The 24,397-nt window shown below is 41.1% G+C and carries 24 protein-coding genes and 1 rRNA gene; 11 read left to right on the top strand and 14 right to left on the bottom strand.

What is annotated here, in order from left to right; genetic code table 11:
* Positions 1–209 precede the first annotated feature (209 nt).
* From M3197_RS17045 to M3197_RS17010, 8 genes are all read right to left on the bottom strand, one after another.
* The gene (locus M3197_RS17045; protein ID WP_349774155.1) at positions 210–2,630 is read right to left on the bottom strand and encodes a heavy metal translocating P-type ATPase; all 2,421 of its coding nucleotides are present in this window, start codon (positions 2,628–2,630) and stop codon (positions 210–212) included.
* A gap of 134 nt (positions 2,631–2,764) precedes the next feature.
* Positions 2,765–2,965, bottom strand: a complete 201-nt coding sequence (gene copZ, locus M3197_RS17040) for a copper chaperone CopZ (RefSeq protein ID WP_251663068.1) — start codon at positions 2,963–2,965, stop codon at positions 2,765–2,767.
* A gap of 76 nt (positions 2,966–3,041) precedes the next feature.
* On the bottom strand, positions 3,042–3,329 hold the full coding sequence (locus M3197_RS17035; protein ID WP_251663067.1) for a metal-sensitive transcriptional regulator: 288 nt from the start codon (positions 3,327–3,329) through the stop codon (positions 3,042–3,044).
* Positions 3,330–3,449: 120 nt separating this feature from the next.
* Complete coding sequence (locus M3197_RS17030; RefSeq protein WP_251663066.1) at positions 3,450–3,701, bottom strand: copper ion binding protein; 252 nt, start codon at positions 3,699–3,701, stop codon at positions 3,450–3,452.
* 236 nt (positions 3,702–3,937) lie between these two features.
* Positions 3,938–4,210 carry a glutaredoxin family protein gene (locus tag M3197_RS17025; protein WP_251663065.1) on the bottom strand — a complete coding sequence of 91 codons (273 nt, stop codon included), beginning with the start codon at positions 4,208–4,210 and terminating at the stop codon, positions 3,938–3,940.
* Between the two features lie 42 nt (positions 4,211–4,252).
* Positions 4,253–4,927, bottom strand: a complete 675-nt coding sequence (locus tag M3197_RS17020; RefSeq protein ID WP_251663064.1) for a DUF8832 domain-containing protein — start codon at positions 4,925–4,927, stop codon at positions 4,253–4,255.
* Positions 4,928–5,171: 244 nt separating this feature from the next.
* Positions 5,172–6,119: a cation diffusion facilitator family transporter gene (locus M3197_RS17015; protein ID WP_251663063.1), complete on the bottom strand. Its 948-nt coding sequence runs from the start codon at positions 6,117–6,119 to the stop codon at positions 5,172–5,174.
* Positions 6,120–6,143: 24 nt separating this feature from the next.
* The gene (locus M3197_RS17010; RefSeq protein ID WP_251663061.1) at positions 6,144–6,479 is read right to left on the bottom strand and encodes an ArsR/SmtB family transcription factor; all 336 of its coding nucleotides are present in this window, start codon (positions 6,477–6,479) and stop codon (positions 6,144–6,146) included.
* A 435-nt stretch (positions 6,480–6,914) separates the two neighbouring features.
* Between M3197_RS17010 and M3197_RS17420 the strand changes: the two genes are divergently transcribed.
* Together M3197_RS17420 and M3197_RS17000 are read left to right on the top strand one after the other, a co-directional pair.
* Positions 6,915–7,124 (top strand): hypothetical protein, encoded by a 210-nt coding sequence (locus tag M3197_RS17420; RefSeq protein ID WP_349774154.1) that lies wholly within the window; start codon positions 6,915–6,917, stop codon positions 7,122–7,124.
* A gap of 272 nt (positions 7,125–7,396) precedes the next feature.
* Positions 7,397–9,538 carry a type IA DNA topoisomerase gene (locus M3197_RS17000; protein WP_251663059.1) on the top strand — a complete coding sequence of 714 codons (2,142 nt, stop codon included), beginning with the start codon at positions 7,397–7,399 and terminating at the stop codon, positions 9,536–9,538.
* A 59-nt stretch (positions 9,539–9,597) separates the two neighbouring features.
* Here the strand turns inward: M3197_RS17000 and cls are convergent, their stop codons facing one another.
* The gene (cls, locus tag M3197_RS16995; RefSeq protein ID WP_251663057.1) at positions 9,598–11,052 is read right to left on the bottom strand and encodes a cardiolipin synthase; all 1,455 of its coding nucleotides are present in this window, start codon (positions 11,050–11,052) and stop codon (positions 9,598–9,600) included.
* A gap of 253 nt (positions 11,053–11,305) precedes the next feature.
* On the opposite strand from cls, the gene M3197_RS16990 reads away from it, so the two are divergent.
* The 9 genes from M3197_RS16990 to M3197_RS16950 all read left to right on the top strand — a co-directional run bounded on the left by M3197_RS16990 (position 11,306) and on the right by M3197_RS16950 (position 20,621).
* Entirely contained in the window at positions 11,306–11,725 is a 420-nt protein-coding gene (locus M3197_RS16990) for a MarR family winged helix-turn-helix transcriptional regulator (protein WP_251663055.1), read from the top strand.
* A 40-nt stretch (positions 11,726–11,765) separates the two neighbouring features.
* Positions 11,766–13,232 carry an MDR family MFS transporter gene (locus M3197_RS16985; RefSeq protein ID WP_251663053.1) on the top strand — a complete coding sequence of 489 codons (1,467 nt, stop codon included), beginning with the start codon at positions 11,766–11,768 and terminating at the stop codon, positions 13,230–13,232.
* A gap of 139 nt (positions 13,233–13,371) precedes the next feature.
* A complete protein-coding gene (locus tag M3197_RS16980) occupies positions 13,372–14,349 on the top strand; it encodes an MBL fold metallo-hydrolase (protein WP_251663051.1) in 978 nt (325 codons plus the stop codon).
* 102 nt (positions 14,350–14,451) lie between these two features.
* Positions 14,452–15,663: a hypothetical protein gene (locus M3197_RS16975; protein ID WP_251663049.1), complete on the top strand. Its 1,212-nt coding sequence runs from the start codon at positions 14,452–14,454 to the stop codon at positions 15,661–15,663.
* A gap of 27 nt (positions 15,664–15,690) precedes the next feature.
* Positions 15,691–16,839, top strand: a complete 1,149-nt coding sequence (locus M3197_RS16970) for a hypothetical protein (protein ID WP_251663048.1) — start codon at positions 15,691–15,693, stop codon at positions 16,837–16,839.
* Positions 16,840–16,860: 21 nt separating this feature from the next.
* Positions 16,861–17,751: an ABC transporter ATP-binding protein gene (locus M3197_RS16965; protein WP_251663046.1), complete on the top strand. Its 891-nt coding sequence runs from the start codon at positions 16,861–16,863 to the stop codon at positions 17,749–17,751.
* Positions 17,732–18,430: a hypothetical protein gene (locus M3197_RS16960; RefSeq protein WP_251663044.1), complete on the top strand. Its 699-nt coding sequence runs from the start codon at positions 17,732–17,734 to the stop codon at positions 18,428–18,430. The genes M3197_RS16965 and M3197_RS16960 overlap by 20 nt, the downstream gene beginning before the upstream one ends.
* A gap of 271 nt (positions 18,431–18,701) precedes the next feature.
* Entirely contained in the window at positions 18,702–19,064 is a 363-nt protein-coding gene (locus tag M3197_RS16955; protein ID WP_251663042.1) for a DUF485 domain-containing protein, read from the top strand.
* A 15-nt stretch (positions 19,065–19,079) separates the two neighbouring features.
* On the top strand, positions 19,080–20,621 hold the full coding sequence (locus M3197_RS16950; RefSeq protein ID WP_251663040.1) for a solute symporter family protein: 1,542 nt from the start codon (positions 19,080–19,082) through the stop codon (positions 20,619–20,621).
* Positions 20,622–20,807: 186 nt separating this feature from the next.
* On the opposite strand, the gene M3197_RS16945 is transcribed toward M3197_RS16950, so the two are convergent.
* The 5 genes from M3197_RS16945 to rrf all read right to left on the bottom strand — a co-directional run bounded on the left by M3197_RS16945 (position 20,808) and on the right by rrf (position 24,388).
* Positions 20,808–21,206 (bottom strand): hypothetical protein, encoded by a 399-nt coding sequence (locus M3197_RS16945; protein ID WP_251663038.1) that lies wholly within the window; start codon positions 21,204–21,206, stop codon positions 20,808–20,810.
* Positions 21,207–21,279: 73 nt separating this feature from the next.
* The gene (locus tag M3197_RS16940; protein ID WP_251663035.1) at positions 21,280–22,659 is read right to left on the bottom strand and encodes a sensor histidine kinase; all 1,380 of its coding nucleotides are present in this window, start codon (positions 22,657–22,659) and stop codon (positions 21,280–21,282) included.
* Entirely contained in the window at positions 22,656–23,333 is a 678-nt protein-coding gene (locus M3197_RS16935; RefSeq protein ID WP_251663033.1) for a response regulator transcription factor, read from the bottom strand. The genes M3197_RS16940 and M3197_RS16935 overlap by 4 nt, the downstream gene beginning before the upstream one ends.
* The gene (locus tag M3197_RS16930; RefSeq protein ID WP_251663031.1) at positions 23,308–24,153 is read right to left on the bottom strand and encodes a YihY/virulence factor BrkB family protein; all 846 of its coding nucleotides are present in this window, start codon (positions 24,151–24,153) and stop codon (positions 23,308–23,310) included. The genes M3197_RS16935 and M3197_RS16930 overlap by 26 nt, the downstream gene beginning before the upstream one ends.
* A gap of 119 nt (positions 24,154–24,272) precedes the next feature.
* Positions 24,273–24,388 (bottom strand): 5S ribosomal RNA (rrf, locus tag M3197_RS16925).
* Positions 24,389–24,397 lie beyond the last annotated feature (9 nt).

The raw sequence follows: 24,397 nt of genomic DNA, 5'->3' as shown, positions 1-24,397 counted from the left end.
TCATGATGAGTCCTCCTTGGTATGCAAATTAGGGGTCAATTCGTGCAGATTTGACACCCCGCATCATACCAAGAGGGCTTTTTCTATTCAAGTCCCCGAAAAAGCTTCTAACAGGAATGCTCCTATAAATTAATTACATATGATCACAAGAAAAACCCCTCTCCGATACGTACGGAGAGGGGCTGGAACTACCTACTAATATCTTTTATCTATCTCTTTACAAGTTTAACCCGTTGCAGTCTAAGTGCATTTAGGACTACCGAAACCGAACTGAATGCCATAGCCGCCCCTGCTACCCATGGAGCTAATAAGCCAAGAGCTGCAATTGGAATTCCTATTGTATTATAGAAGAAGGCAAAGAACAGGTTCTGCTTAATATTGCGCATAGTTTTACGGCTCATAATAATAGCATCTGCCACACTATTTAGATCGCCGCGCATTAGTGTAATATCAGCTGCTTCTATTGCAATATCTGTTCCTGTGCCAATCGCCATTCCGATATCTGCAAGAGCTAACGCTGGGGCATCGTTAATGCCATCTCCAACCATCGCTACCTTTTTCCCTTTTTCTTGTAGTTCCTTAATCTTATCACTCTTCTGTTCAGGCAAGACTTCCGCAATAACATGAGTCAACCCAACTTGCTGTCCAATTGCTTCCGCAGTATGCTTGTTATCTCCTGTCAGCATAATGACGTCCAAACCAAGTTCCTGCATTCGTCTGATTGCCTCTTTCGATGTTTCTTTCACCGTATCGGCAACCGCCACAACACCCGCAAGCCTTCCATCAATTGCAACAAGCATTGCTGTTTTACCTTCGTTCTCCATCTTTTCCATTGTGGTTTCAATGTTTTGATGGGTCACATTCCTGCTTCTCATTAGCTTTCTGGTTCCTACAAGCACATGCTTTTCGAAGACTTTTGCTTCAATTCCGTATCCAGGAAGTGCATTGAATGTTTCAGGTTCAATTAACTCAATTCCCTTTTCTTTGACGCCTGTAACAATTGCTTGCGCCAATGGGTGCTCAGATTGGTTTTCAGCAGAAGCTACTAGTGCCAAAACTTCCTGTTTTTCAAAATCGTCAGTCACGATTACATCTGTCAATGCAGGTTCGCCTTTCGTTACTGTACCTGTTTTGTCCAATACAACAGTATCAATTGAGCGGGTGTTTTCCAAATGTTCGCCGCCTTTAAATAGCATACCCATTTCAGCCGCTCTCCCTGATCCTGCCATAATGGAGGTCGGAGTTGCGAGACCAAGTGCACATGGACATGCAATGACAAGAATAGAAATAGTCGGAATGAGTGACGATCTAAAATCACCAGGCGTTACTACAAAATACCAAATCATGAAGGTTACTAAAGCAATTCCTACAACAATTGGTACAAAGACACCTGAAATTTTATCTGCCAAACGCTGAATATCCGCTTTCGAGCCTTGAGCTTCTTCAACGACTTTAACAATTTGCGATAGTGCACTGTCTTTACCGACTTTGGTAGCTTCAATCTGTAGTGAACCGTTTTTGTTGATTGTCGCCCCAATTACAGTATTTCCAACTACTTTATCGACAGGAATACTCTCCCCTGTGATCATCGATTCATCAATTGCCGATTGACCCGCAACAATTTCACCGTCAACAGGGATTTTTTCACCTGGTTTTACTAGGATAATATCTCCCGCTACTACTTCTTCAATAGGTACTTCCTTTTCAACACCATTTTTCAATACGCGTGCTGTTTTCGCTTGTAAACCAAGTAACTTTTGAATCGCTTGGCTAGTTTTTCCTTTTGCTCGTACTTCGAATAATTTACCAAGAAGAATAAGCGTAATAATGACTGCAGACGCTTCGAAATAAAGTTCCGGTCCACCAACACTGCCCGCTTTCGCCCATTCAACTGTTAAAAAGAGACTGTAAAAATATGCTGCGCTTGTTCCAAGTGCTACTAAAACGTCCATATTGGCGCTTTTACTTCGTAAAGCGTTAAATGCGCCTTTATAAAACTGGGCACCGATGATGAATTGGACCGGTGTCGCAAGAGCAAGCTGCACCCATGGATTCATAAGTAACTCCGGTAAGTAAATGAACGACGTGAACTCAAAATGTGCGACCATCGTCCATAGTAACGGCAATGTTAGAATGGTCGAGAAAATGAATTTCCTTGTTTGCTTTTTGATTTCCTCTTCTTTGTGGTCTATTTTATTCTTCCCATCTGTTTTGGGTATCAAATCATAGCCCATCTTCTTAACATTCGTCATCATTTCATTTGGACCGGTTTGGTGGCCGTCATAATTGGCCGTCAATGTCTCCAGAGCAAAATTGACGGTCGCACTGGAGACCCCATCCATTTTATTAATACGTTTTTCGATTTTTACGGCACATGCCGCACATGTCATTCCCGAAATATCAAACTCTACCTTATCTTCAATGACTTCGTAACCAAGTTTCCCGATTTTCTCTGTAAATTCTTGAACATTGGTTTTTTCCGGGTCATAGGTGATCGTGGAAGTCTCCAAAGCAAAGTTGACATTTGCGTTTTCCACGCCTTCAATTTTGGACAACCCTTTTTCAATCCGGTTTGCACATGCCGCACACGTCATCCCATTTATCTTTAAAGTTTTTTCTTCTTTTGTCACTTTAATCCCTCCAATACTATACAGGGGTATATTTTAGTGAAAAAAGAAGGATTATACTGATTAAGTATAATCATTCTCCTCTTCCGCTTTTTACCCCCGTATGGTGTAAGCATAAGTTGCTTAGTTAAATCTAATTAAGCGACTTCATATCCTTGGTCTTCAATAGTTTCTTTGATTTGTTTTAACGTCTCCGCATTGTCAAATTCGACAGTCACTTCATTATTTGCAAGGTCTACCTTAACAGATGCAACACCTGATAATTCTCCAACACTAGACTCGATAGAATTAACGCAATGACCGCAAGACATACCTTCTACTTTTAACACTTCTTTCATAATAAAAAACCTCCTATTTATTTGATATAGTAAAACAATGTATCCTTTCATGCAATGTAGAAAAGAACGCTCTAAATTATTTCGTCATAGTTTTCATAACACTCAATAGTTCTTCTATGGCCGCTTCGCCGTCCTGGCCTTTAATAGCATTTACCACACAATGATGAGTATGATCTTCTAATAACGCAAGAGAAACTTTGTTCATTGCTGATTGAATGGCACTAATCTGGTGCAAAATATCCACACAGTAACGATCACTTTCGATCATTTGATGAATTCCTCTCACCTGTCCTTCTATTCGTTTCAAACGGTTTAAAAGCTGCTGCTTATTGGGTTGGACTGTTTTCTTTCCCGTTTCTGACATATCTATACCCCCGTCTCATCATTATACCCTATACCCCTATTTTATCATATGGTTGTTGAAAGAGCAACGATATAGCCTGAAACAAAAAAGTCCATTAATTGGTTTTATTTCATTTTCTACTTAATGACAGCACGAACAGCTAGGTCCTTCTCCTTCAGCTGATTTTTCGTTCACCTTGTAACCCGACTCTCTAATAGCGTCTTTGATTGCCTCTAAATTTATATCATTTTCATTAAATGTAACATCTACTTTCCTCTCCGAAAGATAAACGTTGACGGATTCAACTCCGTTTAGGTTACCTACATTTCCTTCAATTTTGTTTACACATGATCCACATGACATTCCTTGTACATTTAGTGCTACCTGTTGCATCAAAAATTCCTCCTCAATTTTTTCTATAAATTATATTAGATTTAAATACTTTACCAACGTAGGGTATTTATCTTAGATTTTACCACCTCCTTAACGAATACGCTCTCGTCATTACAGGGATTACCTGCTGCGTAAACAGATTGCTTTTACTGCACGAACTTACATTTTTTAAGATGTACTTCATTGTCTTTCTTAGTCGTATTTTAGATGTGCAATGACAACTTTAATTCTTTACATTACAATGACAACAATCTTTTAATTTCATCTTCATTTCTTTCAAAACCGATTAATACTTTTGGTTTGCTTCCTAACCCTAGAAATGATTTTTTCTTAAAAACAAATGCCGGCACAACCCGCGAGCCACTTACTTTAATAAGTTCTTTTTCTTTTTGGGGTTCCAGTGATAGATCGTAGCTATTATATTGAATATTATTTTTCCCTAGAAATGCCTTTGCCTCTTGGCAATCCGAGCATGTCGGTCTTGTATAAAGTTCAAGTTTAGCATTCATTAGACACACCTCCTTACAATTTGATTGAACCCTGTAATAGATTCATTTTACTTCAATGACAAATGAGAAAACACTTACCTTTCCATTAAATTGAAATTCCGCCCATAGTTTGTACTTACCTACTTCGGTAATAACCGTATCAAATTTAGTTTGATTTTCTGATACTGGATGTACATGAATAAATTTTTCAGCATCTTTATCTAAAATGATGACATGCCCTAAAGCGCCTAAGTAGGGTTCCGGTATCTCGCCTTTGGTATCAAATTGTATAGACATTTCTTCTCCAGCTAGAAAGGTAGTAGCGTTCAATTCAACAGTATGTCCGTCAACTGTTTGAGATCGCTCCTTATCAACAGTTAAATCATTTAAAGAATGACTTTTAGCGGGGGTTCCTACCTGAAGATTAATAGGGGAAACCTTATATGAAAGTTTTGTTGGTGCTATATCTACAAACGCCTTGTATTCATTGTCAGTTAGCTCCATTTTCATAGTGTAGATACCATCACTCTGTTTTTTTGGGTGTTTGTGATAATACTCTTGTAAATCTGAACTTACAATTATGAAATGTATCTCCTTTTCATGAGATATCTCTAATTCAGGTGCATTGTCTTGTTTGTCTTTTAATTCAATTGTAATGACACCTTCCTCATAAACTACATTCGCAGTAACTTCACTTTCTCCGTGAAAATCATGGCGATGTTCAGCTTGGTGATCCATAAAGAACTCCTCCTTTATTGTTAAAGCTTAGATTTCCTCATAACTATCTCAATATACATGTAAGGGGTATATTAATTATAAAAAATATATACCCCTTACTCCTTTTCACTAATCACTCTATTATTGAAGTATATTTTTAGATTGGAATATTGAATTGAGTACATCATAATATACCCCTATGTGGTATGTAAAGAGTTTTGTTTTAAAAAAAGTGACCGGCTTATTATGCCGGTCACTAACTGTCTTAATGATGATGTCCTCCAGATGTCACGGCTTTTACTTGGCATAAAATAGAATCGTCATGCTGGTGGTCAGACGTCTCCAACTGAATGGTTACATGATGGATATTTTGATGCAACAAGTCCTGCTCGATTGTCCGCAGCAATTGCTCGCTTTGCCCAATCGTTAAGTGATCGTTCACAACAACATGACAGGACAGCGCATTCAAACCACTAGTAATAGACCAAACGTGTAAATCATGAACGCTTTTTACTCCTTTTGCATTCCTAATTGTGTAAATGATATCATCCAAATCCGCGTTTTGGGGCACACCTTCCATTAGGACATGCAACCCCGATTTTGATACTAAGTAACCACTTCGCAAAACCAAAACTGCGACAATCACACTTGCTAATGGATCTGCCCAAGTCCATCCAAAGAACATCATAAGTAAAGCCGCAGCAATTGCTCCAACTGAGCCTAACATATCGCTAATTACATGAAGATATGCACCCTTCATATTCAAATTTTCTTCAACATCACCTCCACGCATCATAATCCATGCAACTAATACATTCACAGCCAATCCGATGCCACTAACGATTAGCATACCTGTTGTAGCAACTTCAGGAGGATTTGCAAAACGTTTCATCGCTTCCCAAAATATGAACAAAGCAATAACAATTAATGTGACCCCGTTTAACACAGCGGCTAAAATTTCAAAGCGTTTATATCCAAATGTCTTGCTTTTACTTGCCACTTTTTCCCCCAATTTAAATGCAGCTAATGCAATTGCCAATGAAATAGAATCGCTTAACATATGACCGGCATCTGCTAATAAGGCAAGGCTGTTTGTCAAAATTCCTCCAACAGTTTCCACAATCATATACAAAGTAATGATGAGAAAGGAGATTAATAGTATTTTTATATTTGCACCATGTGTATGGTTGTGTTCATGATGATTATTTCCCATTTAGGTACCCCCCTTTTCATATTATTAATTATGGGCTGCGTGCTCAATTGCTTGTTTTAATAAGTTCATTACGTGATGATCATCTTCTGAATAGTAAAGGGTTGCCCCTTCTCTTCTGAATTTTACCAATCTCAAATTTTTTAAAAAGCGTAATTGGTGTGATACCGAGGACTGGCTTAAGTTGAGCCTTTCGGCGATATCATTCACGGAATGCTCTTTGTTGCACAATAGATTTAAGATCCGTATTCTGGTCGGATCACTTAATGCCTTAAACGTTTGTGAAACGACAATTAGTGTTTCTTCATCTAAAAAATTTGATTCTCCACATAAATTACACACTTTACCATCTTCTAGTTTCATTTCAGCTCAACTCCAATACTTATAATATATGAACATATGCTCATATATTAGTTGTATAGTTGTATCTTGTCAACAAATACTTTCTATACCCCGCACAAAAAATAAATTGAATTTACATACCCTACATATGTATTGTATTATCAACCAAGAACGCGGTGCTAACTATGAAGAGTACAGAAAAACAGGGTACATTAGCTATTAATGGTGGGATATCATTTGGTTAAATGCCCAACAATTGATGGTTCTCGCTGACTATTAAAAGATCAAGAATTAGAGTTAACGACCTTCCAACAACGATATATTAATGTTTAAGAGTGTGAAGTTGAATTTATTCAGAGGAGATTTGAAGAAGTTGGTCTTCATTGTTAACTTGTTAGGAATTATGTAAAAAGTTTGCTCCAATGTAATTTTCGTAAATGAGCAGAAGAGGAAGGTATGCCTTTTGAAATTGAGTTGAATAAGAGGATTGCAGGAAAACCTGTTCTTTTTACCCTTTGTCCTGCCTATACCGGATGCCCGATTGAATGCGGGGAACCTCTAGTCAATGATATTGGAGTAATAAGAGTAAAAAAGAGATATGATTTATATATTGGTGGAAAAACAAAAAGAATGGATGCCATGAAACACTATTGTTTTAAATTGTGAGAGAATCATCTTTTCCGGTGACTTGAATATCAGTATAGAATTTTGAGCGTTTTTCTGATCCTAAAAGAGCAATTCGAATTAGTAAAGGACCTTAAGGTGTAATTTAGCCCATCAGCTTACAGCAAATCATAATTGTTGACATTTGAATTTCCGATGAAAGATATTCAATCGATAAGCGTTGAGAGTTGATTGAAGTTGGTAGCATTTTTAATATGTGAGATAATCTATCTAACAGAACCATTGTACTCAACACGAAAAATCGAGGTGCCGCCATGAAACCCGTTATACTAGCTGAAAAACCATCTCAAGCGAAAGCCTACGCAGACGCCTTCACTGCCCGTAAACACGAAGGCTATATGGAAATCCATCCGTGCCCTACATTTCCGGAAGGTGCGTTTTTGACTTGGGGTGTTGGCCATCTTGTGGAATTGAAAGAACCACATACATATAATCCTGCCTGGAAACGCTGGTCGCTCGGGAGTTTGCCGATTTTGCCTGAACGCTATGAGTTCCAAGTATCAAAGGGCAAGTTCAAGCAGTTCCAAGTCGTAAAGAAGCTTATTAAAGGCACCGATACTGTCATCAACGCATGCGACGTGGATCGTGAAGGTTCGAATATCTTCTATAGTATTTATGATCAGACAGGCGCACGTGGACAAACGATAAAACGGCTGTGGATCAATTCTCTTGAATCCGATGAAGTGCGCAAAGGATTTGAGAACTTGCGTGACAATCGGAAAGATTTGCAGATGTATGAAGAAGCGAAGTCACGGCAGATCAGTGACTGGCTCGTTGGCATGAATGGCTCGCGGTTGTATACGTTGTTATTGAAAGCGAAAGGAATCGAGGAAGTGTTCCCGATTGGGCGCGTACAATCTCCTACGGTCTATTTAATTTATCAGCGACAGCGTGAGATTGAGACATTTGTTTCGGAACCATTTTTTGAAGCAGAGGCTTTATTTACAGCGGCCAATGGGACGTATAAAGGGAAAGCCAAGTTGAAAGAGCCTAAGCGGGAACTAATTGCAGATGCGTTAAATAGTCGCGGTATTACGAAGCGAACGCCGGGGACCATCTCTGAGCTGAAGACTACCGATAAACGCATGCCACCGCCACAGTTGCACTCTCTTTCAACGTTGCAGGCAACTGCAAATCGACGTTGGAAAGCAAGTCCCGCGACAGTCCTTAAAACAATGCAAACTCTGTATGAGAAGAAACTCGTGTCGTATCCTCGTACAGACACTCGGCATATTACGCCCAGTGAGTTTAATTACTTAGCGGCATCCGTCGAGAAATACCAAGAGCTCATTGGACAACCATTCGAAATCGCTTCGAAGACGCCTAAAAAACGTTTCGTCGACAGTTCAAAAGTACAGGAACACTATGCCATCATCCCGACGAAAAAGGTCCCAACTGCAGCGACGATTGCAAAATTATCACCGTTAGAACGTAATTTATATGAAGAAGTTGTAAGGACTGCACTCGCGATGTTCCACCGCGATTATTTATATACAGAAACAAAAGTGACGACCGACGTTAACGGACTTCCCTTCTTCACGACTGGGAAAACGGAGCTGGACAAAGGTTGGAAAGAACTCTTCACAGCACCTCCTAAAAAAGGAAAGGAAGCGGACGAACCTGCCCTTCCACCTCTTAAGCAGAACGAAACGGTTCAAAGCGAAATCGGGATTAAAGAAGGGGCTACCCAGCCGCCAAAACCGTACACTGAAGGACAGCTGATTGCCATGATGAAAACGTGTGGTAAGCTTGTTGAAGATCAGACCGAGACTGATATTCTAAAAGAAATTGAAGGACTTGGAACAGAAGCGACGCGAAGTAATATTATCGAGACGATTAAAAAGCATGGCTATATTTCTGTCACGAAAAACATTGTATCGATTACAGATAAAGGCCGCGTCCTCTGCCAAGCGATTGAGGGCAGTTTGCTCGCTAGCCCCTCCATGACTGCGAAATGGGAAACGTATTTGAAGAAAATCGGAAATGGTGAAGGAACCGGCCAACATTTTTTAGGAAGTGTGTCGAAGTTCATCTATAAACTGTTAGAAGACGTTCCAATACAGTTAGAACAACAAAAGATCGATATTGTGTTGCCACCATCCAAATCTTCTAGCCGAAAATCCTATACAGCAACTGAAGTCGCTCCCTGTCCGAAATGTGGGAATGGTATGATCGTCGCAAGAAAAGAGTTTTACGGCTGCAGCAACTACAAAAACGGCTGTAAGCAGACGTTCCCTGGGAAGTTCCTAAAAAAGAATCTTACCCAAGCACAAGTAAAACTGCTGTGTACGAAAGGAAAAACGAACGTCATTAAAGGATTTACTCATGCAAATGGTCAGAAGTTCGATGCCATGCTTGAATTGAAAGAAGGCAAGTTGAACTTAGTGTTTGTATAACCAATAAAAACGGAAAGCCCTCTCACAAAGAAAGAGGCTTTCCGTTTTTCGTTCTACTCTTACAATACAGGTGATAGAAGACGCGAAATACCTTCTTTGAATTTAATAAAAATTGATCGTTCTGCATATCGTTCAGGTGTCAGTTCTGAGCAGACCTCAATGTCTTTTAAGAATAGCTCATGTAGTTGTTTTGCTACTTTTTCATCGAAGACGATCGCACTCACTTCAAAGTTCAAGTGGAAACTACGGGAGTCGATATTCATCGTCCCCACGGCTGCCACTTCTTCATCAACGACAATTGTCTTCGCATGTAAGAAGCCATTTTCATATAGTAAAATATTCGCCCCATAATCCAGCAAATCTCCTGCATACGCCCACGTTGCCCAATAGACAAATGGATGATCCGGTTTGCATGGGATCATGATTCGCACATCGACTCCAGATAACAACGCAATTTTACAAGCATCCATAAAACTTGTATCGGGAATAAAATACGGAGTTTGGATGAACACACATTTTTTTGCTGACAGAATGAGCTTGATGTACATATTTTTCAAGTGTTCAGTCACAGAATCCGGTCCACTAGAAACGATTTGAATGGGAATTGTCCCCCCCTGCTTCTCCGGATGGAATGTGTACTCATCCCATTCACCAGGTTTATTGTCCCCAGCCCGATGCCAGTCTAGTATGAACTTTCCTTGAATGTGATGGACCGCTTTTCCTTGGACTCTAAGATGCGTATCCCGCCAGTATCCGAATTTTTTGTCCAGACCAAGGTACTCATCCCCTACATTGAAGCCGCCAATATACGCAATACGCCCATCAATAACGACTAGTTTCCGGTGATTTCGGTTGTTCACTCTGAAGTTGACTACTCTGAAAAATGACGGGAAGAACACTTCCACTTCGCCACCAGCTGCACGCAATTCATCAAAAAATTTTGGCGTGGTTTTTTTAGATCCGACTTCATCGTAAAGAAGGCGAACTTTCACCCCAGCTTTAGCTCGATCCGTCAAGGCATCACGAAGTCTAGTGCCTAAGGCATCTGATTGGATGATGTAATATTGAATATTAACCTCCTTCTCGGCTGCTTGGATATCCGCAATGAGGGAATCGAATTTCTGATGTCCTTCGTCAAAGATCTGAATGTCATTATCCAAGGATAATAACGCGTCTGATGATATCAAGTTCATGTGAATTAGCTCCCGATGTTTCTTGAGTAACGGAGACTTTTGAACGTTCTCTCTATAAACTGTAGATAGTTGCTGATCCACTTCCGTATCAATTTCTTTTCTCTCTTCATCCGTCAGCTTATAGAAGTTCTTTTGCTTCAAATTTCGTCCAAGGAATAGATAGATGAAAAAGCCCGCGATAGGGATGAACACCATTACCAATATCCACGCCCACGTATTCCCAATATCGCGTCTTTCGAAAAACAATACTCCCACCAACAATAAAAGATTAATTACGATCGTAATGGATAAAATCAACGTAATTATATATCCTAATGCCATCATTGCACCTTCCTTCTAGTTTCAGTTTCAATTAAAACTACTCATTAAAGTTCTTGAAATCCCCTCTAAACATATAGGTTTTTATAGAAAGTAGTATTCACTATACCATGTACCTTTTGAAAAGGAATATGATTCGAAGAAATAGTTTAGCCTACGAAAAAATTACACCAATATTTAACTAGCGATGCCCAAACTTGAATTATTTAGTTAATCAATTATAATTAGTTTTACTTAACAACTAGGATGTGTTCACATGAAACTTATACATGCATTGGACGAATTTTATTATGAGCAGATTTTGAAAAGTCTTAGAGAAATGAATCATAATAAAGTATATGGAAATTTGTCCTATAATAGTCTGCTGTATATGGAAGTGATCTTGTACAACGAAAACTGTACGGCCAGTTTTCTCGCAGAAACACTTCACGTGGCCCGCTCGGCGGTGACGATGAAAGTAAATGAATTGGTATCAAAAGGAATTGTCACAAAAACACCAAGTGTTGCCGATAAACGCGTCAATTACTTAAACGTCACCCCTAAAATCGTAGAGGACTACAAACGGATGGATTACTCATTAACGCAAGCGATCACGGAAATTGAAGATCGTTTTTCGTCATCAGAAATCTCCTCTTTTGTTGACATGCTAGAGATTATCCGAAAGCACCATCAATAGAAGTTAAGTTAACCAAACAAAAGATGAAAGAGGTTTTTGAATGGAACAGAAACACTATGAATACTTAGCGGATAACCCGAATGTAAAAGTGCTTCCTATTATGTTGACGCTCATTATCGGGGCTTTTTTCGCGATTCTGAACGAAACACTTTTAAATATTGCCCTCGTTACACTTATGGATGAATTCTCAATTTCGCTGACAGCTGTCCAATGGATGGCAACCGGGTTCATGCTCGTGATGGCCATTGTCATTCCGATTTCTGCGCTGTTGCTCCAATGGTTTACAACGAGGCAACTATTTTTAGGGACGATGACTGTATTTACAGTCGGTACAATTATTTGCGCGTGTGCTCCGTCGTTCTCAATTTTACTCATTGGACGCCTAATCCAGGCAGTCGGAACCGGTTTACTGATGCCGATTATTTTCAACGTCTTTTTATTAATTTATCCTCCTGAACGACGAGGAAAAGTGATGGGGATGATTGGGCTCGTCATTATGTTTGCGCCAGCCATTGGGCCGACGTTGTCTGGAGTCATTGTTGAATACTTAGGTTGGCGTTATTTATTCATCATCGTTATTCCATTTGCGTTGTTCTCAATTGCATTTGCTTCTAAGTATTTGGTCAATGTGTCCGAAGTGACGAAGCCTAAAATTGATTTCGCTTCCCTACTCTTTTCAACAATTGGATTCGGCTCCATTGTGTATGGATTCAGTTCAGTCGGTGAAAGCAAGGATGGGTTTGCGAGCCCGATTGTTTGGTTGTTCATCGGCATGGGGGTTATCGGGATTGCGCTGTTTGTGTGGCGACAGTTGAAGCTCGAAGAACCAATTATGAATATGCGCGTATTCCGTTATCCTATGTTCTCACATGCTGTTGTCATGTTTTTAATCATCATAATGGCCATGTTCGCCTCAGAAATCATTTTGCCGATCTATATGCAAGGCCCACTTGCTCTCACTGCAGCAACGGCTGGATTGGTTTTGTTACCTGGTAGTATTTTAAATGGGGTCATGTCACCATTTATGGGTGCCTTATTTGATAAATTCGGACCGCGGGTGTTGATGATTCCTGCAACACTCGTATTAAGTGCCACGATGTTCATGATGAGTCAGTTAACTGTCGATACGCCTGTATGGGTGGTTGTAGTTAGTTATATCCTCATCATGCTTTCCGTTTCCGCCATCATGATGCCTGCTGAAACGAATGGATTAAACCAGTTACCGAAACGTCTCTATCCACACGGAACCGCGGTGATGTCCACATTACAACCGGTTGCTGGAGCAATCGGGGTGTCGGTGTTCATCAGCATCATGAATGCACGGCAGTTACACGTATTACAAAAATCCGCAACGCCGACCGATCCTGCGGCGATAAACCTAGCGTTAGTATCGGGGGTTGAACTGGTATACTTCATAGCTTTTGCGATGTCGATAGTCGCGGTTGTTCTATCGTTTGTTGTTTATCGTGCGAAACCGAGTGAAGATGAGGAAACTTCAAATATGTAACCAATCCAAACCGGAACTAAACGGAACTTAAAGCTATCTTGCAGGTGCCTAAATTGGGTGCCTGCTTTTTTGTTTGCAGCTGCCATATGCAAATAGTAGATAAGTCGACTACACTTACTTGTAGAAGGAGTGATGACTTATGAAGAAAAAACGATATCAAAACTTAGATCTCACTGCACGCCCCGCAACCTTTGGAGACTTGCTGAAATGGCAAAAGGAACGTTTTAAAAAACAGAAAGATATGAGTTTCATGATTGGACAAGCTCCCCAGAAGCAACAGGCGTTACTCCATACAAATCAGGACAAGTTAACCATCACATGGATTGGGCATTCGACATTTCTCATACAACTTGCTGGTTTGACGATTGTGACGGATCCCGTTTGGGCAAATAGGATGGGGGTTAGCAAAAGATTGGAAGAACCAGGGCTATCACTGGATGAAATTCCGCCAGTCGATATTATTTTGCTCTCACATTCCCATTATGATCACATGGACATTCCTTCATTGAAGAAGCTGAAAGGAATTCCTGCCGTTCTTGTTCCTGAAGGACTCGGAGCTAAAGTTCGCAAGCTGATGAAAGAAAATCGAGTCTATGAGCTACCTTGGTGGGGACAGGTGCGCATTGGTTCCGTCGAATTCCACTTTGTTCCGGCTCAGCATTGGACGAAACGCACGCTGACAGATACAAATACATCACATTGGGGTGGTTGGATCATTCAACGGTATATGGAGCCTTCGACTGAAGCGTTGCATATACCCAAGTCAATTTACTTTGCTGGTGATAGCGGGTATTTCCAAGGATTCCGAGAAATTGGCGAGAGGTTCTCTGATATTACGTATGCGCTCATGCCGATTGGTGCCTATGAGCCCGAGTGGTTTATGGGGACTCAACATATGACACCTGAGGAAGCGATACAGGCGTTTGTGGATATCGGGGCTGAAGTGTTCATTCCGATGCACTACGGAGCTTTTTATCTAGCTGATGATACGACGGAAGAAGCTTTGGGTCGATTACTTACCGAATGGAGACACCGTGAACTGGATGATTGTCATTTACAGTTATTGAAACATGGCGAGACGCTCTCCTTTGTTTATTCAGAGAAAAATTGCAACTGATTTGGTGTTGTAATTTTTTGAATACACTGTATAGTTGATACATAGATTTCCAATATACTTACAGTGAACACAGGATGAGTTTACTAAAAAGGGGAAGCTGGGATGAATCGCACCTACTTTATACATGAATTTTTGCTGACCTCCAAAAACAAGCGGACGATTCCTTTTCTTCTGTTCATCGGGGTGTTACTAATCAGTTATTGCTTTCTCCTCGTCCCGAACCGAGAAACTAAGGAAACGTTCCATCCAGAAGAAATAAATGACTATTTAACTGAACTGGAAGTGGAACAAGACCAACGCATGAAGAGCGGAAATACTGGAATTATTTTAATGACGGGAGACCCGGTTTTTGCCAGAAACGATTATAACCATGGATTGTTCAGCGCACTACTCAACTCCTATGAAGACCGCAATTTTTTACGGTATCTCCACTTGCGCGCCTATTATCTTGAGTCGGATCCTTCCGTTCATATGCAAGATGAAAATCTGTTCAAATACTCTCCTTATCCCGGCAAAGATCGGGAGCATCTGTATCATCAGACAATGCTCCGTTATGAGGATTACTTGATGAATGATTGCCACATAACGGAAGCTCTGTTATTTGAAAAGACCGGTATTCAATCATTGCAAACATTTCTACACACGTATGGCTTTTATTTCTTCTTATTTTGTGCTGTTTACTTCAGCAGTGATATTTTGTCACGCGATCGAACTCATCGGACGGTGTTACAAGGTCTTCCCATGTCCTGGTATCGACAGTTAAATTTGAAAACACTAGCTGTATTTAGTTATACACTTCTCATCTTAATAACTGTTCTTCTTACAGGCTTTTTTGTCTTATCCTCGCAATTCGGATTCGGGAATTTTAATTTGCATGTGCCCATTATGACCGCCCAAAATACATTTTCAATCGAAGAATATGGAGTAATTAGTATGGTGAAATTTATAGGTCTATCACTAGCTGCCCTCCCGCTGTTAGTATTTCTTCTCATACGCATCAATGTCATTCTCAGCCTACTATTGAAGAACGAATGGCTCGTCCTCTTGTTCGGCACATTCGTGATTTTTTCGGAACGTCTATACGATGCAAGAACGACACGCGACATCTTAGGTATCGATATCAGCTATTTTCCACAAACCTATTTTGATTTCGGGAAAATTGTGACGGGTGAAAAGAACTTCTTATTAAACACTGAGACAATTACATTAGCTAAAGGAGTCATTGTACTACTAATTGCATCTGCAATCATCGAAACAGTCCTATTTGTCCTCTCTCGTGTAGTCACCAAACGAAGGCTCTATCAGTCTCGATGAAATCATCTGATAAGGAATGAGCAAACTATGAGATGGAATTACATCCTATTTGAAACAAAGATGTTGCTACACAATCGAAAGAACTGGCTACTCGGAATCGCAATTATCCTGTTTTTCCCGATTTACTATTTGCAGTACAGTCAAACTGATATCGAAACACTGCAAGACCAGAAAAACGTAGAGGCAGAGCAATTCCACTCAATCTTCAAAGCCTTCCCTGAGGAGATGCGAGCGACGAAAGAGGGGCAGGAGATTTACGACAACCTTACCGAGCAAGCCTCTCTCATCAATATGCAACGTTTCTATCTATGGGATGAAGCAGAAAATGACTCCTACATTGCAGATGGACTTCTTCTTAACGAACTTCGTCTCGAATTACACGAAGCTGGAAACAAAGGGATTCATCCAAATTACATTGTCACAAAACAAGAGATCCATAAAGAAATGGCGTTACTGAACTATTATAAAAAGTATAATGTCTCCATCATTCCTGATCCGTTTGTAGCAAGCAATTACATACCTGCTGCGCTCGATACTATCGGCGGTTTACCGTTCAGTCTCCTTGTCCTGCTAATTGGCACCAGTATGCTATTACATGATCAGCAAAATCGATCCGTCATGAGCGGACTGCCCGTCTCATTCTTACAGAAAATATTCAGTAAAGTGGGAATTCACCTAGGTCAAATATTTGTCTTCCTCACTATAGGGATTGGAATTGGTAGCGTGTATGTAGCATTGAAAACTGGTTGGGGCAGCTTTACTTCACCAGTCCTCCTCTATTCAGACGGTAATTTTTATGCGGTGTCGACTGTCCACTATGTACTTTTGCAACTACTTGCGTTTCTTCTAATCAGTTTTTTATTATTAGTTGTTTCCATTTTAGTAAACGAGCTAACAAAAAATATGTACGCAACAGTTTTCTCCATCGTTTTCCTATTGTTGCTACCTTCCCTTCTTCTTTCAGCAGGTATCGATGCGAGCTGGTTACTGCCTCTCGCTATGATCGATATCGGTGCTGTTTTAAGCGGGAATGCTGCGATCAGGTTCGAAAGCGCTTTTATGGACTATCAGCGCGCACTATCTTGGTTCGCTGGCTTGTCACTCGCAATGATGGCCGTGCTATACATGAAGACAAAACTGCAGTACACCTCACTTCTATCAGCACCCGGTAAATAGAGCTAAAAAGGAGGGATGACTTTGCTTAAACTTTCAGATCTATCAATCTCCTATCAGGATAAAATCGTACTGGACCACTTGAATTTTACCGCTGATAAGGGAGAAATCATCGGCGTTGCGGCACCGAATGGAACAGGAAAGACGACATTATTCAATATTATCGCTAATTATACAAAACCCGATTCCGGTAGCGTACTTATTGATGGGAAATATACGTATCGGAATGAGAAAGAAGAGGTCCTAATCCATAAACTATTGACGACATTTCCTGAACAGAAGGATTTGTTTGAGGAACTGTCTGGCACCGCCCACTTAAATCTGTATGCATCGATGTGGAACGGCTCGTCAAAACGCGTGCCCGCCATTATCGACAAACTACAAATGACTCATTATGTGAAGAAGAAAGCAAAAACGTATTCACTCGGAATGCGTCAGCGACTCTGCTTTGCGATGATGATGGCAGCAGATACAACTGTGATGCTGATGGATGAGGTGATGAATGGGCTTGACGTTACAAACGTCGCTCTGATTTCAGACTGCTTGTCGGAAATGAAGCGTAAAGGTAAACTAATTTTCGTCGCATCTCATTTATTGGAAAATCTCGATCTTTATGCCGATCGAGTCATCTTCTTAAAAGAAGGTAAGATTGTACATGAACAGCGTTTTACAGAAGACCGGGACATCTATTTAAAGATAGAGGTGAATCCAGTTGGTTATAAGTCACTGCAGTCAAAGATTGAACTTCCTTCTGGACATGTGTACATCGGAGAGCATTTACTCTGTATACCACTAGACGGTCTAACCTTACCGGAGCAAACGCGGTGGATTGAGCAGATGCTTGGCCAGTTTGGACATAATCTGACGGTAGGTCCACTTGGGACGGTGGAGTATTATGAAAAATATTATTCATAATGGCGGCGTGCTAGTGTTTGTATGTCTACTTTTGTCGGGATGTCAGGCTAAACAAATCCCAACCAGTGACCAAATTTTTCTTTATGAACAGAATTTCGAGCTGACAGGGGATGAAAAAGATGAATTGATCAAACCTGTGAACCCTGCAATCTTTACTTCTGTCGATCGTAATAACCCCGAAGCTGAGGCTGTATCGGTTCCAGTTGTCCCTAAGACAGGGGAAGATTTGAAACTAAAGACTGGGCGTTATATGATAACGGGCTACCCTACTGGAAATATTTCAATTTTTGATTCCGAAGGAGAGCAAATTTTGCGGGAGATTGTTGGGGATTATGCAGGTGCTACAAGCCTGACAGTGTCTGTGGAAGAATCTTATACAGTGCGAGCGGATGGAGGGTATGATTCTATCAATATTTTCACTGCCCCCACATCCTTAAATACTGACCTGTCTGCTGGGATATGGGAAGTGGGGACAGATATTAAGGCCGGTACCTATACGATTTCATTGGATCAAGGCTACGGTTATTTACAAATTCTTGAGAAAGAAAAGGATTCCATTCTATATGAGTTGATCGGAGGAACGATTGGTCGTACGGAAAGTATCGTTAAACTGAAAAAGGGTCAGTGGCTCCGTGTAACTGACACTTCATTAATCACCTTCCTTCCTAAAGATAGTTAACTAAACAGATGGTCTGATTTAAAGGAGACATTGTATTAGTCGTACAGATAGAACGGTGGATGCCTTTCACTTAGGCAATTGAGGCTTTAGACGATACTGATTTAATGCCAACTCAATATCTTATATAAAAATAATATTGCTTATTTTCTGTCTATTTGATACGTTGGACAAACAGGATTGTTGGAAGGTGATTCACTGTTTGGAATTCATTGGGGGATGAGTTTCAAAGAAATCCAACCAATTCAAACGAATTCATAAAGGGGATGGGAAATTGACAATCGAGTTGAAAGAATCGGAGTTACGCAGAGAATCTGATCTGCCACGTATGAATGATGGGAAGTTAGATTATGAACGAATTATTGAAACTCCTGAGTTTAAGCTTCTGGTCAAAAAGAAGAATCGCTTTTTGACACCCTATGTTATTGCTTTCTTTGCGATTTATCTCATGCTGCCTATTTTGACAGGATACACATCTATTTTAGAAACGCGGGCCATTGGCTGGATGACATGGACATGGGTGTATGCATTCGGATTGTTCGTCATGGTATGGGTGTTTACACAGATTTATGTAAAAAAAGCACGTGATTTCGATAAAGATATTGACCAAATCATCCAAAAAAACGTTAGAGACTAAGGGGGGATTCAGTTCATGAGTTTCATTTCCATCGCGATTTTTTTTGCTGTAATTTTATTGACTCTCTACATTACGTACTGGGCTGCGAAACAAACGCAGACTGCCAGTGATTTTTATACCGCAGGTGGGTCACTGACTGGCTGGCAAAACGGCATGGCCATTGCAGGAGACTATTTGTCCGCTGCTTCATTCCTCGGAATTGCCGGTGCAATTTCATTGAATGGATTTGATGGGTTTTACTACAGTGTCGGATTCCTGACAGCATACCTTGTTGTGTTGTTCCTAATTGCTGAACCTCTTCGAAACCTTGGTAAATATACGATGGCCGATATGATCGGTTCACGGTTTGGCGCAAAGAAAGTACGGGGGGCAGCAGCGCTAAATACAATCACAATTGTACTCTTTTACATGCTTGCTCAGCTCGTTGGTGCGGGTGCATTAATCAAACTATTGTTTGGTATTGACTATTGGATTTCTGTTTTGATCGTAGGAATCATGATGCTCATTTACGTGCTGTTCGGCGGAATGACAGCTACTAGTTGGGTTCAGATCGTTAAAGCAATCCTACTCATGATTGGAACAATCGTGATTTCTTTCCTTGTGCTGATGAAATTCAACTTTAACTTTGTGGGTATGTTCGATGTTATGCGGACTGCGACCGACCACGGAGAGTCCTTCCTGCATTCAGGGGTCGTTTATAAAGATCCGATTGGTTTAATTTCCGTGTTGCTTGCTCTGGTGTTAGGAACTGCAGGACTTCCTCACATTTTGATGCGCTTCTTTACGGTAAAAGATGCAAAGACTGCACGTTCGTCAGTTGTCTACGCAGTTTGGATTATCGGGATTTTCTACGTATTGACGATCTTTCTAGGATTTGGTGCTGCTAAGTTCGTAGGTTCTAAGGCAATCATTGCAGAGAACGCAGCAGGTAACATGGCTGCACCAATGCTTGCAGGCGTACTAGGTGGAGATGCATTGGAATCGTTCGTCGCTGCGGTTGCGTTTGCTACGATTCTTGCTGTAGTAGCAGGACTCGTGTTATCGGGTGCTTCCGCCATTGCCCATGACCTTTATGCAGAGATTATCATGAAAGGTAAAGTAACCGAGAAGCAGCAAGTGAAAGCTGCCCGCATTGCTGCAATCAGTGTTGGTGTTGTCTCGATCTTATTGGCACTTGGTTCTGAAAAACTGAATGTAGCATTCCTTGTATCCCTTGCATTCTGTATCGCTGCATCCGCAAATGTTCCAACCCTCTTAATGACGATCTACTGGCGCAAGTTCAATACGACAGGCGCAGTTGCATCCATGCTAACGGGTTTGATCACAGCACTCGTGCTGGTTGCGGTTAGTCCTAACGTCATTAACCCTGTTCCAGGGGCTGCGTTCTTTGTGGGAGATCCACTCTTCCCATTCGTGAACCCGGCAATCATCTCTATCCCAGCTGGATTCCTAGCAGCAATCATCGGGACCTATGTTGGTGCGAAACGTCATGAAGAAGCAGAAGTTTCGTATGCAGAGGTCCGATTTAAAGCGGAAACTGGGTATCGGGGGTTGTGAAGCAAAAGCATATTTGAATTGATAGTTGAAGACCTGCGATCTTGTCACTAGTGACAGATTCACAGGTCTTTTTCATTTTAGAAATGGGTAGTTCATGGGATTGAGCGCTAGTCTATTTCCAATCAAGGGCTCACCTATTCATATTAAAAAACCGCCCTACAATTAGGAGCGGCTAGATTGGATCACTTATCGTTTTGCCGTACGGTCTACAAGAAACGTCATTAAAACGAACAGCGCAAATGCGAGCAACAGAATCGTTCCACCTACAATATAAAAGACAAGCGAAAACGTTTCATTTATATTAAACGGTTGAATGAACTGGAGCCACATACCCGTAGTCAATCCAATTGATCCAATAATTGCTGTCCAGCCATGAACTGCAACGAGTTTTGTTGCCCGGACGCGGTAAATTTTATAAAACACGCCCCATGAAAAGACGGACAACCAACCGACAAGTAAAATGTGAGCGTGTATCGGTTTGAATGCATATGATCCTGAACCCGCCATATGTGAACCAAGCACCGTGCCGACCAAGCCAAATATCGCTGCAATTCGGATTAAACGTATACTCCATTTTTCCTGCATGTTGAATTCCTCCTGTATCGTTCTGATTATCTTAATCATACAATCTCAACATGAACGCAACATGTACAAGACATTACAATTTCGGCAAGGTCACGGTGAATACCGTACCTTTCCCCTTTTGACTTGTAACAGTAATCGTGCCACTATGCAGCTCTGTCACTTGTTGGACAATCGATAATCCAAGTCCCGTTCCTTCTGCTGCAATTGTACGCGAATCGTCTTCGCGATAAAACCGATTAAAAATGTGAGCCAGATTTTCTTCCGCTATGCCAATCCCTGAATCACCAATTTGTACCGTTACGGAGTGTTCTGTAGATATTAGAGAAACTTCAATTGCACCATAGTCGGGCGTATACTTCAGCGCATTAGACAATAAGTTCTCCCATACTTTTTCAAGAAACGCAGGGTCTCCAGTTATCTCTGAATCCTCAATCTCCATAGAAAGTGAAATTTGTTTATCTTCAAGTAGCCAACGGTATTTACGGACTGTATCTCTCAACTGCTCACTCACATCATATGAAACCGGCTTCAAAGGACTCATCATCTGATCGAGCGACGTCAATAATAACAATTGTTTTGTTAAAGAAGATAATCGATCCGTCTCAGCCTGAATGACCCTGGCATACCCCGCACGCTCTTCGGAAGGCAATGCCTCATCCATCAATAACCCTGCATACCCTTTAATGTTTAATAGCGGTGATTGGAAGTCGTGAGATACATCACTTATAAACTTCTTGCGGATCAAGTCATTCTCTTTAAGACGAATGGTCATTTTCTGAAAGCTTTCTGCCAGCTGTCCGATTTCGTCTTGTTGATGAATTGGTAAAATGCCACTAAATTCTTCCTTCCCCACCTTTTTCGTTGCAAGGGTCAGCTGGGTGATTGGATGAATTAGCCGCTTCGCTACTATTAACATCGCAAGTAGACTCGCAATAGCCATTACAATGACCATACCACCCAGTAAGTAATGGACTTCTGTAAAGAGCAACTTGATATCCGGACGCAAAAACAGGGCATACTCTTTATCCCTATATGTAAATGGGACACCGACTGTATTCGTAGTTTCATCCGAGAAGAAGCCCGTGACGAACGTTTCTGTCGGAAAGTTTTTCATGCCATGGTAGTCTTCCCCGTTAAGGACAGACTTCACGTCTTCTTTTTTTAAATTATCCAGTCGGAATGATTGACCGTAACGTCGACCTTCTAAATCGTCACTTACAAGCAATAGTTTATACCCTGCTGACGCTTGCGTTTTTAAGTAACGATCCAATTCTTCCGGCTTTGCTTCTTCGATGTAGTTCGCGAGTTGACGAACGATCTTCATATTTTTTTCATCATTAGAGTCTTTTAAATTTCGATGATAATAGGTGTTAACCGCCAGAAACGCTGTAAGCCCACTGAACACCATGATTCCTGCCGTATACAGCAGAAACTTTCCATAAAGTGATTTCATACAGCACCCGTGTCCAGCTTATAGCCAACCCCGCGAACCGTAACGATACTCACTTGCTCCGGTAATCCTTCCAACTTGTCCCTCAAGCGCTTGATATGAACGTTCAGCGTCTGTTCGTCCCCTTCGTAATCGAATCCCCATACTCGATCTAACAATACTTCCCGAGTGAATACCTGATTCGGGCGTGATGCAAGGACAGACAACAATTCAAACTCCTTCAAAGGCAGGAGCAATACTTTTTTTCCAATGGACACTTCATACGTTTGACGATTAATGGCTAACGGTCCAGCTTGGATAAAGACATCGACCGCTTTATCATAACGTCGTAGGATGGCACGAATACGAAACAGCAATTCTTTCGGCTCAAATGGTTTTACAAGATAGTCATCCGAACCTGCTAGAAATCCCTTCTCCTTATCCTCTAATTCTCCTTTTGCAGTGAGAAGGAGAACAGGAATATCCCATTCCGACCGCAGTTTCTTCGTCAACGTATAACCATCTATCTCAGGCATCATAACATCGACTACCGCAAGATCCGGTATCTCTTGTTCCATAAGTTCAAGTGCTTCCCGTCCGTTTTTCGCTTTCATCACCGTATAGCTTGCTGCTGATAATGTAATGCGGACAAGTTCTAAAATATTCGGGTCATCATCGACCGCTAGAATCGTTAACATCTATCCCACTCCCTTCCTTTATGGACTTACTCCACTCTGCATTCAACAACCCAGAAATCAAAATGATAACTGCGGTCATATAAAACCAAATGACAAGCATAATAATTCCAGATAGTTGACCATATAAACGTGTATAGTCTACCGCTGTCACCCAACCGCCGAACAAATAGGAAAATACTTGCCACCCGATTGTTGAGAGGAATGCCCCAGGCACTGCCTGTCGAAACAAAACTTTACCACTCGGAACAATTTTATAAAAGAGTAGGAAAAAGACAAACAAAAACAACGTGCCGAGTCCCCATTTTATCTTTGGCCACAAAAATAGCCAGCCTTCCCAGTCATCGATTCGATCGTAATAAGCGACCACTTGATGAAGGACATTTTCAATAAATGGCAGGAATAACGATAGAGGTACAACGAGCATGAAAAGGAACGTGACGCCAAGATCCCGAAATAATGACAGCCAAAATCCTCTTTTGCGGACATACCCGTTCGCCAAGTCAAGGGATCGTGCAAAAGATTGAACCGTGACAGACGATAGCCAGAATGCCCCCGCTAAACTGAAATATAGCCACTTTCCTTTACCATTTCGTAGCACTTCACGGACGTTGTCTTCTATTAGTTGAAAAGACTGCTCAGGAATAAACGGTCGTAAAAATCGGAACAAGATTTCTTCATTGACTGGAAACAAATTCAGTAACGAGATTACGAAAATAAAAAATGGTAACATCGATAACAACAAGTAATAAGCCGTTTGAGCAGCCTGATCAAAGAAACGTTCTTTTACAAATCGTCGTAGCACGCGCAATCCAGTATTCATTCACTGACTCCTTTTCATATAGTATATGTCGGGACATTCCTTTTTCTATCATCATATACTACATATAGATAATAAAAAAGCGAGTCAAGGAATAATTTCCTTGACTCGCTTTACAAATTGCCCGGCAACGTCCTACTCTCACAGGGGGAAGCCCCCTACTACCATCGGCGCTGAAGAACTTAACTTCCGTGTTCGGTATGGGAACGGGTGTGACCTCTTCGCCATCATTACCAGACAAATTGAG

The sequence above is a fragment of the Sporosarcina aquimarina genome, from assembly GCF_023715615.1.
In the GTDB taxonomy this organism is placed as follows: domain Bacteria; phylum Bacillota; class Bacilli; order Bacillales_A; family Planococcaceae; genus Sporosarcina; species Sporosarcina aquimarina_A.
Note: the sequence above shows the minus strand (reverse complement) of the source record. Positions and strands in the feature narration are given on the sequence as shown.

What these genes read in the sequence shown, in the direction of transcription:
- copZ (WP_251663068.1), bottom strand. Translation starts at nt 2,965, where the DNA reads ATGAAAGAAGTGTTAAAAGTAGAAGGTATGTCTTGCGGTCATTGCGTT.
- M3197_RS17035 (WP_251663067.1), bottom strand. Translation starts at nt 3,329, where the DNA reads ATGTCAGAAACGGGAAAGAAAACAGTCCAACCCAATAAGCAGCAGCTT.
- M3197_RS17030 (WP_251663066.1), bottom strand. Translation starts at nt 3,701, where the DNA reads ATGCAACAGGTAGCACTAAATGTACAAGGAATGTCATGTGGATCATGT.
- M3197_RS17025 (WP_251663065.1), bottom strand. Translation starts at nt 4,210, where the DNA reads ATGAATGCTAAACTTGAACTTTATACAAGACCGACATGCTCGGATTGC.
- M3197_RS17020 (WP_251663064.1), bottom strand. Translation starts at nt 4,927, where the DNA reads ATGGATCACCAAGCTGAACATCGCCATGATTTTCACGGAGAAAGTGAA.
- M3197_RS17015 (WP_251663063.1), bottom strand. Translation starts at nt 6,119, where the DNA reads ATGGGAAATAATCATCATGAACACAACCATACACATGGTGCAAATATA.
- M3197_RS17010 (WP_251663061.1), bottom strand. Translation starts at nt 6,479, where the DNA reads ATGAAACTAGAAGATGGTAAAGTGTGTAATTTATGTGGAGAATCAAAT.
- M3197_RS17420 (WP_349774154.1), top strand. Translation starts at nt 6,915, where the DNA reads ATGCCTTTTGAAATTGAGTTGAATAAGAGGATTGCAGGAAAACCTGTT.
- M3197_RS17000 (WP_251663059.1), top strand. Translation starts at nt 7,397, where the DNA reads ATGAAACCCGTTATACTAGCTGAAAAACCATCTCAAGCGAAAGCCTAC.
- cls (WP_251663057.1), bottom strand. Translation starts at nt 11,052, where the DNA reads ATGGCATTAGGATATATAATTACGTTGATTTTATCCATTACGATCGTA.
- M3197_RS16990 (WP_251663055.1), top strand. Translation starts at nt 11,306, where the DNA reads ATGAAACTTATACATGCATTGGACGAATTTTATTATGAGCAGATTTTG.
- M3197_RS16985 (WP_251663053.1), top strand. Translation starts at nt 11,766, where the DNA reads ATGGAACAGAAACACTATGAATACTTAGCGGATAACCCGAATGTAAAA.
- M3197_RS16980 (WP_251663051.1), top strand. Translation starts at nt 13,372, where the DNA reads ATGAAGAAAAAACGATATCAAAACTTAGATCTCACTGCACGCCCCGCA.
- M3197_RS16975 (WP_251663049.1), top strand. Translation starts at nt 14,452, where the DNA reads ATGAATCGCACCTACTTTATACATGAATTTTTGCTGACCTCCAAAAAC.
- M3197_RS16970 (WP_251663048.1), top strand. Translation starts at nt 15,691, where the DNA reads ATGAGATGGAATTACATCCTATTTGAAACAAAGATGTTGCTACACAAT.
- M3197_RS16960 (WP_251663044.1), top strand. Translation starts at nt 17,732, where the DNA reads ATGAAAAATATTATTCATAATGGCGGCGTGCTAGTGTTTGTATGTCTA.
- M3197_RS16950 (WP_251663040.1), top strand. Translation starts at nt 19,080, where the DNA reads ATGAGTTTCATTTCCATCGCGATTTTTTTTGCTGTAATTTTATTGACT.
- M3197_RS16945 (WP_251663038.1), bottom strand. Translation starts at nt 21,206, where the DNA reads ATGCAGGAAAAATGGAGTATACGTTTAATCCGAATTGCAGCGATATTT.
- M3197_RS16940 (WP_251663035.1), bottom strand. Translation starts at nt 22,659, where the DNA reads ATGAAATCACTTTATGGAAAGTTTCTGCTGTATACGGCAGGAATCATG.
- M3197_RS16935 (WP_251663033.1), bottom strand. Translation starts at nt 23,333, where the DNA reads ATGTTAACGATTCTAGCGGTCGATGATGACCCGAATATTTTAGAACTT.
- M3197_RS16930 (WP_251663031.1), bottom strand. Translation starts at nt 24,153, where the DNA reads ATGAATACTGGATTGCGCGTGCTACGACGATTTGTAAAAGAACGTTTC.